General features: G+C 61.0%; 2 protein-coding genes. Both read right to left on the bottom strand.

What is annotated here, in order from left to right; translation table 11 throughout:
* Window positions 1-192: 192 nt before the first annotated feature.
* Entirely contained in the window at window positions 193-3,702 is a 3,510-nt protein-coding gene (locus tag LV82_RS14555; RefSeq protein ID WP_104072926.1) for a porin family protein, read from the bottom strand.
* Window positions 3,703-3,715: 13 nt separating this feature from the next.
* On the bottom strand, window positions 3,716-6,829 hold the full coding sequence (locus tag LV82_RS14550; protein ID WP_170063460.1) for a DUF7507 domain-containing protein: 3,114 nt from the start codon (window positions 6,827-6,829) through the stop codon (window positions 3,716-3,718).
* Between the last annotated feature and the right edge of the window lie 94 nt (window positions 6,830-6,923).

Here is a 6,923-nt window from a genome sequence, read left to right as displayed (position 1 = left end):
AGAACCGTCCCATCCGGCCCGACCGCACAGACCTGAAAACTGCCCTTCGCCAAGTCGATCGCCAGCATGCTGATCTTCGTCGCCATCGATGTGCCCTCCAAAATTGGTTCCTATAGAACCGTCATGGCATACAAGATGCCGTTGGTGGGGGCATCCACCGCATCAGTTCACATTGTGTGTTGGGTCAGCCATTCAGAACTTCGCGACCAGATTGACGAACAGCCCTTTGTCGTCCTGGGTCATATCGGTGAGGTCATCCGAGAATGATCCGAAATTGTAACCAACCCCAAGCTTGATCGAGTTGCCGAAATGTTTGTAGACAGCGGCCAGCGCAGCTGTTTCTCTGGTTCTGGCTTGCACAAGATCCAGACGTCGGAGTTCGAGCAACATATCCCAGTCATGGACAAGGTGGAACCTGGCATTCATCACGGCAAGCCAGGCGTCATTATCGACGTAAGTAGATGAGCCCACATCCGCCGTACGGCTGTCGCGATAGCCGATCTTGCCGCCGACCGTCCAGTATTCGTTCAGATCGTATTCGGCGTCGAGACTGATCACGTGACTGACCTGCCGGGGCCCGCGCGCATCCAGCCCGTCCAGCTCTTGTCCGTATTTGTCGTAGAGAAACCGGTATTTTGCCAGGATATTGAGACGGTCGTTGTCTATCGGACGCAGCGCATAGCCTACGACGACGTCGCCATAGGTGCTGTCGGGCAGCGAGCTTTCATCCGTGTCGGTGTCGATCGCCTCAACGCTGAACAACAGGCGCTGGCTTTCATCAATTTGATAGCGCAGGCGTGCATTCACCGCCAGCGTTCGCCCATCGCGGCTGGTGCCTGCAATCTCTCCTTCGTCCAAACGATATTCGACCCTGCCCGAGGCGTCCAGGCGCGCATCCTGGTATCGCGCACCCAGTGTCAGAGCAAGCCTGTCGAAATCGCTGGTCGCGCTTTCGTCAGACAGCCTGGCCGCCTCGACGCCCAGCAAGTATGTCAGACGCTCGGTGGCCGCGTACTCGACCCCATAGGAATTGGTCAGCGTTCGTTTCTGACCGAGCAGGTCGTTCGTAATCTCGCCGGTAAAGGCCAGTGACGGCGTGATCCTCTCTCGCGCGCCGACAACGAACCTGCCGTGATCGCGCGTTGACCAAAGATCGCCGGTTCCAAAGCTGTCGGGATCGAACTCGTATCCAATCCAGCGCGCGCGGTTTTCGTTTTCCTGGTAGGAAGCAAGGATTCTGCCGCCGAAACCAAGCGTGCCGTCCGAAATTTCCCCTTCGACGCTCCAGCGCCTGGACAAGTCATAACGGCCACCCAGACCAACACGATTGTTCTTGCGCAATCCCTTGGTCGCGGCGGAAACCTGTCCGAACGCGTACCAGCTCAGATCCGGGCGCACCTTCCGGTCGAAACGGAACGCGACATCCGTCCGCTTTCCACGCGCGGAGGCGTTTCCCTCGACATACTGTTTGAACCCGACCGAGTAGGTGTCACTGTCAGTCGCTGCAAGGGACAGCTGCGCGCCCGATTCACGCCGGTCCTGACCGTCCGAGTTGGCGTATTGATCGCTGTAGATGCTCCAGGCAAGGCGCGGTGTCTGCTTGACGTCCAGCCTGAATCCCCACAGGCGTTCGTCGGAAAACGCGCTGTAATCCAGGGTCGAAAAGCCCGCATCGCGGTTTTCCCCGTAGGCGGTCAATGTTCCATCGACGTTCAGCCCCAGCTCTCGGAGGTCCAGAAGGGTTTCGATCCGCCTTGCGGCCCCCTTGCCGGCATTGACCGGATCGGTGTCGATCAAAAGACCGCCATCCAGAGAATAGGAGCTGGACAGGCCCGGACCGTCGCTTTCCGCATATTCCATCTCGACGAAACTGCGTTCGCCCAACCTGTATCTCAGATCGACGCCTCGGGCCTGCTGATCCGCGGTCGCCGTCGTCTCGTTCTGTATCGTCACGCCCAGGCGCAGCTCGTCCGTCGGCCAGATCTCGATTCTTCCTCCAGCGGAATATCCGTCCACATCCCCTGCTACCGGACTGTATTCGTACTGAACGACCAGATTGACGTCATAGTCCCCGCCGGGATTCGAAACGATATCCTGACCGCCGGTCGAAGATGACAAGGGTCGCGACAGCGTCACGACGCCTTGCAGATAGTTGATCAGGTAGTCGGTCCCGTAGGCCAGGTAGTCGCGGCGCACGACACGTCCCGTGACACGGTCCCGCAATTCGACCATCACCGTTTCGGACCCGCGCGAGATGTCCTGCCGGCTGAGGAAATAGACCGAACCACCCGTTCCGCGGAATACATCGCGCCTGGCCAGGCTTTCGGGCTGGGCGGCATAGCCTGCTATGGCGACCCGCGGCTCACCATGACTGGTCGTGCTCGCCGAGGTCCAGCGCCCGGAAAGACCGTACAATGTGCGGTCGTTCCGCAGATACTCCGATCCGGCAATGCCTGCCTTGCCATTTCCCCACATCAAGAAGTCGTCGTCCCGTTCGACGCGCAGGTAGAAACGTCCGGAAGTCGGAGCGTCCTCGACATACCCCGAATCGTCGCCATAGACAGGATAGAATTCGCCGGGATCGACCCGCAGCAGGACGCTGCGCGGATCCTTTTCATCAAGTGACGAAAAGAGATCCGAAAGGTCTTCCTCGCGCGTATCGACCGATGCCGTGACGGTATAACCTGCCGCGGTATGGCCTTTTGCATAGCCTGACAGGCGACCGCGCCGATAGGTTTCGTTGCTGCCCGTTCCCGTTTCCTTCCGACCCAGGGTCAGATCGGCGACACCGACATAGAACCATTCGGCTCGGGGTATCTCGATCTCTCGCGTGATCGAGAACGGCCTTGCGGTTCCGTCAACCGCGACATCGATCGCGTGATCACCGGGCGGCAGAATCCGCTGCACCACGAACCGTCCCTCGGTATCGGGCACCAGGGTTTCACCCAACGCCCGGATGCGGGCGCTCCGGTCCAGCCCCTTGCCCGAGATGGTGACCGAACCGCCGCGCACGCCGATACGGCTGATCGCCAGCGCGTTAGACCCTTCCTCGACCCCGATGCCCAGTCCGCGGCGTTCCAAGGCCGAGATCGGAACGGGGACGGTCTCGTCATACCGGCCATGCTTGTCATAGACCCTGTGGACGATGGCCAGATCCTGACCCTGAGGCAATTGGACGCTGACGCTGCCATTCGGAGAGACCGGATGAACCGAAATCGTTGCAGGGCCACCCGCCGCGCCCATGTCGATGATCCGGAATTCCGCCCGATCCACGAAGGCCGGGTAATTCAGGCGGCTCTGCAGATCGACCTGGCCTTTCGCGCGCGGCCAGATTTCCAGATCCAGCCTCTTGCGCGTCTCCAGCCCGTCGAACCGCACCTGAATGTCCGCGGCCCGCAGCGCCAGATCCGCCTTCCGGATCCGATCTTCGACCCTTCTGTCCCCGACCACCGGATTGCCGTCGATGGACAGCACGAAACCTTCGGGCGAGATCGGCCGAGAACGATCCCATTCGGAATTTTCTCCCGCAGGCATCGTGACGGCCTGCCCGGCATTGGCGGGCATGCAGGTTTCCGGCCACGCGCCATCGATCATGACGCAATTGGCGGACTGCGCGCGCGCATCCGGCGCCAGGAAGGTGAGCGCGGAGGTTCCGAGAAGCAGCGCTTGCAGAACCGAATTCGATTTCGAACACCTGTTCATCGGACGTCCTCACTCATTGAATGAACTTGATCGTGCGCTCGACGATCAGCTTGCCGCGTCCAACGCGCCTCCATTCGGCACGTACCCGGCTTTCGATTTCGTCCAGACGATCCCGGATCAGGGCCGCATCCTCGCTACCGCGAAGATAGGAGATCCGCAGCACGGCCGGGGCATGGGCAAACCGGGCGACAAAGGGAGCAATCGCGGAAGCCAGACTTGCTTTCGGCGTGCTGCTGCCCCGTTCGAAAGCTGCATCGGTCAGATCGATATCCACGACCCTGTCGATACTTGCGCCGAAATTCAGCTTCGCCATCTTGCCAGCGGTCAGACGGATGGTGCGTGGATTCTCGGTCGTGACGCGATAACCTGTTGGCAACGAACGTGGATCCAGCTTCAGGGTGAAATTGGATCCGATGTCGCGCGGCAGCTCCGCGCAGGGCACATGGAAGCGCCCGTGCTCATCGGTGGTGATCAGGACACCACGCGGGGTGACGACACGTGCTCCGGGGATTCCCGCCTCTCCGTTGCGCAGAACCTGGTCGATGGTTCTGTCGCGCCCGGCCAGCAATTCTGACAGCAACCGCGGGTCGGTAATCTCGCGACCGAACCCATCCAGGACCTTGCCTCCACGCAATACGATCGGACCATCCTGATACCCGTCGCGGTCCGCATCATCGAAAACCGTCCCGATTACGTCCGAACAGTCGAAGACATGCTCCGGCATCAGCCTGACGGTAGCCGTCGCGGTCGGAGCAAGGGGTTCACCCGTGACCGCATCAAGCACATCGGCGCGGTTCACCAATTCGCCCGCCGTAGCATTCGATGCCACACGCGCCGTCAAACGGATCTCGACCGTCGCGTTGGGCTCGAGTGACATTGACGGCAGAACCACGCTCTGGCCCGACACGACCGCCGTTTCCGCGACTGAATCCACCGTAACCGAGCCCGGAGTGAAGATCATTCCTGCCGGCAGGACGTCCCGGACGATGACCGGTCCGATGGTCCAGCCGGTATTGTTGGTCACGGTGATGACATAAGGCACGTTCTGCCCGATCGTCATCGTCTGGACCGTCGCTGTCTTTTCGATGGACACGGTCCCCGGATCAGCCGGAACCAGCACGGGGTCAATCGGCAAGTGGTTGTTTACCAGGTGCGGATCGCCCGCGCCCAGGATGAACGCAACATAATATGGTGCGGCGCTGCCATCGCTTGGCGGGGTGGCACTGGCATATGGCTGGCACGCCCCACCGGGGATCGCATCGTCCGGGCACGAGGCGACATCAAGAGCGCCCGCTTGTGGCGGCACGGCCGTGGATACACCGTCCAGGTAGCCGCTCGGCACGCCAACCAGTTCCAGTCTGTATTCCGTCCTGCCGGCGGGACAGGCCGGATCTGCGCCAGGCAGGATATCGAATCGATACGATCCGGTGGCGTCGGTCGTTTGCGGCTGCTGACCGGGCAACAGGCAAGATGGGGGCAGCGGCGTCCCAGAGGCATCTGTCAGGCGTATCTGGACGCCCGCGACCGGCGCGCCACTGGATGAATCGTAGACCACACCCGAAGGATCAAGTGGCAGGTTGGCGTCGTCGATCACCCGGTTCGCGGCGTCGAATGTCAGACCTGTCAGCCGCCCGATTGCTCTTTCGACAGTGCTTGGATCATTGTCGTCGACCTCGACAAACACGACCGAATAGGTTCCCGCGGGGAACCCGGCGAAACCGTAGGTTCCATCCGGTCCGACAATCGTCGTTGCGATCACATTGCCCTGATCGTCGACCAGATTCGCTTGATGGCCTCCGACCGTCGGCTCGCCCGCAGAGAACTTCCCATCTCCGTCCAGGTCCCGATACACGACCCCCGAGAGCTGCAGATCCGAAGATTGCACGGGCACCGACAAGACCGTTGGGTCATTGTCAGGAATTCCGTCGGTGGCGCCCGTCGCATCTGGCGTGTCGGTCGTCAGGGGGTTCGCAACGGGGCTTGCATCCGTGTCGGTCCCCGCATCCGAAGCAGCCACTGTACGCAGCGGCATGCCGGAACCGTCCGTGAATGGCACGCCATTGCGATCGACGCCAACCGCCGAAGCGACCGCGACGTTGGTTATATATCCTTCGGCCTCATCCGCCGGAGTGATCACGTAGCTGGCATCGACCCACGCTGTGGCCCCAACGTCGAGCGAATATGCAACATCCAGTCCCGAGATGCCGATTGCCGCGTCATCCACGGTAACCGTCGCCAGTCGGACATTGCCGGAATTGGTTACATCAAAGCGGTATGTGACCGTGTCTCCGGCATCGCCCAACACGAGGTTGCCATTCGTATCCTCGATCGCGACCACCGATTTGATCAATGTCAGCCCAGCTTGCTGGTCGAAGTCCAAGGTGATCGTCGCCGGGTTCGATGGGTTACCGTCATTGTCGACCACGGTATAGTCCACCGGAGTAGGATCGGCGGTAAAACCCGGCTCGGGGGTAAAGCTCACCTCGCCAGTTCCGAGATCTGCAGACCACGTGCCTTCACCTGGGACAAAGAGTGTATCGGTCCAACCGTCACCGTTGGTGTCGATTGCCGCTGCGTCGACGAACGAAACCGTGGTCGGATTCAGGCTGCCGTCCGGATCGGCATCGTTTGCAAGAATGTCGACCGTAGCGACATTGCCAACAATCAGACCAGATAGGGTATCGTCCGCAGCGATCGGCGGCACAGGCTGAATGGAAATCGTGACGCTGGCAGTGTCGCAGTTGGTCGGGTTCAGTTTTTCACAAATCTCGTAAACGATCGTGTAGTCGCCCTGAGGTGTCCCGGGCGGAACGGTGACGGTTCCATCCGTTGCATCCAGCAACGGAACCGGATTGCCATTGATCGGCGTGGCGGTCGAGATGATCGACAAGCTGACCGATGTCAGATCTGTCAGGGCGCTGCCGTTCAGCGTGTCATTGTCCAGAACGCTCTGCGCGCTCGTCGCGCCCGACAGACCGTCCAGACCCGCAAGCGCATCGTCCACCGCATCGATCGGCGCCGCCGCAACCACAACCGTCACCGTCGCGCTGTCGCAGATCGCGGGATCAAACTCCGAGCACAGCTCGTAGGTCAGCGTGTAGCTGCCCGCCGCCGTCCCGGCCGGCACCGCGATCGTCCCGTCATCCGAAAGCGTCGCACCAGACAGACCGCCGTCATCCAGAAGGCCAAGCGTCGTCTCCGAACCGTCGGCAGCCACCGCG

The sequence above is a fragment of the Albidovulum inexpectatum genome (genome assembly GCF_002927635.1).
In the GTDB taxonomy this organism is placed as follows: domain Bacteria; phylum Pseudomonadota; class Alphaproteobacteria; order Rhodobacterales; family Rhodobacteraceae; genus Albidovulum; species Albidovulum inexpectatum.
This window is presented reverse-complemented; position numbering and strand designations above follow the sequence as displayed.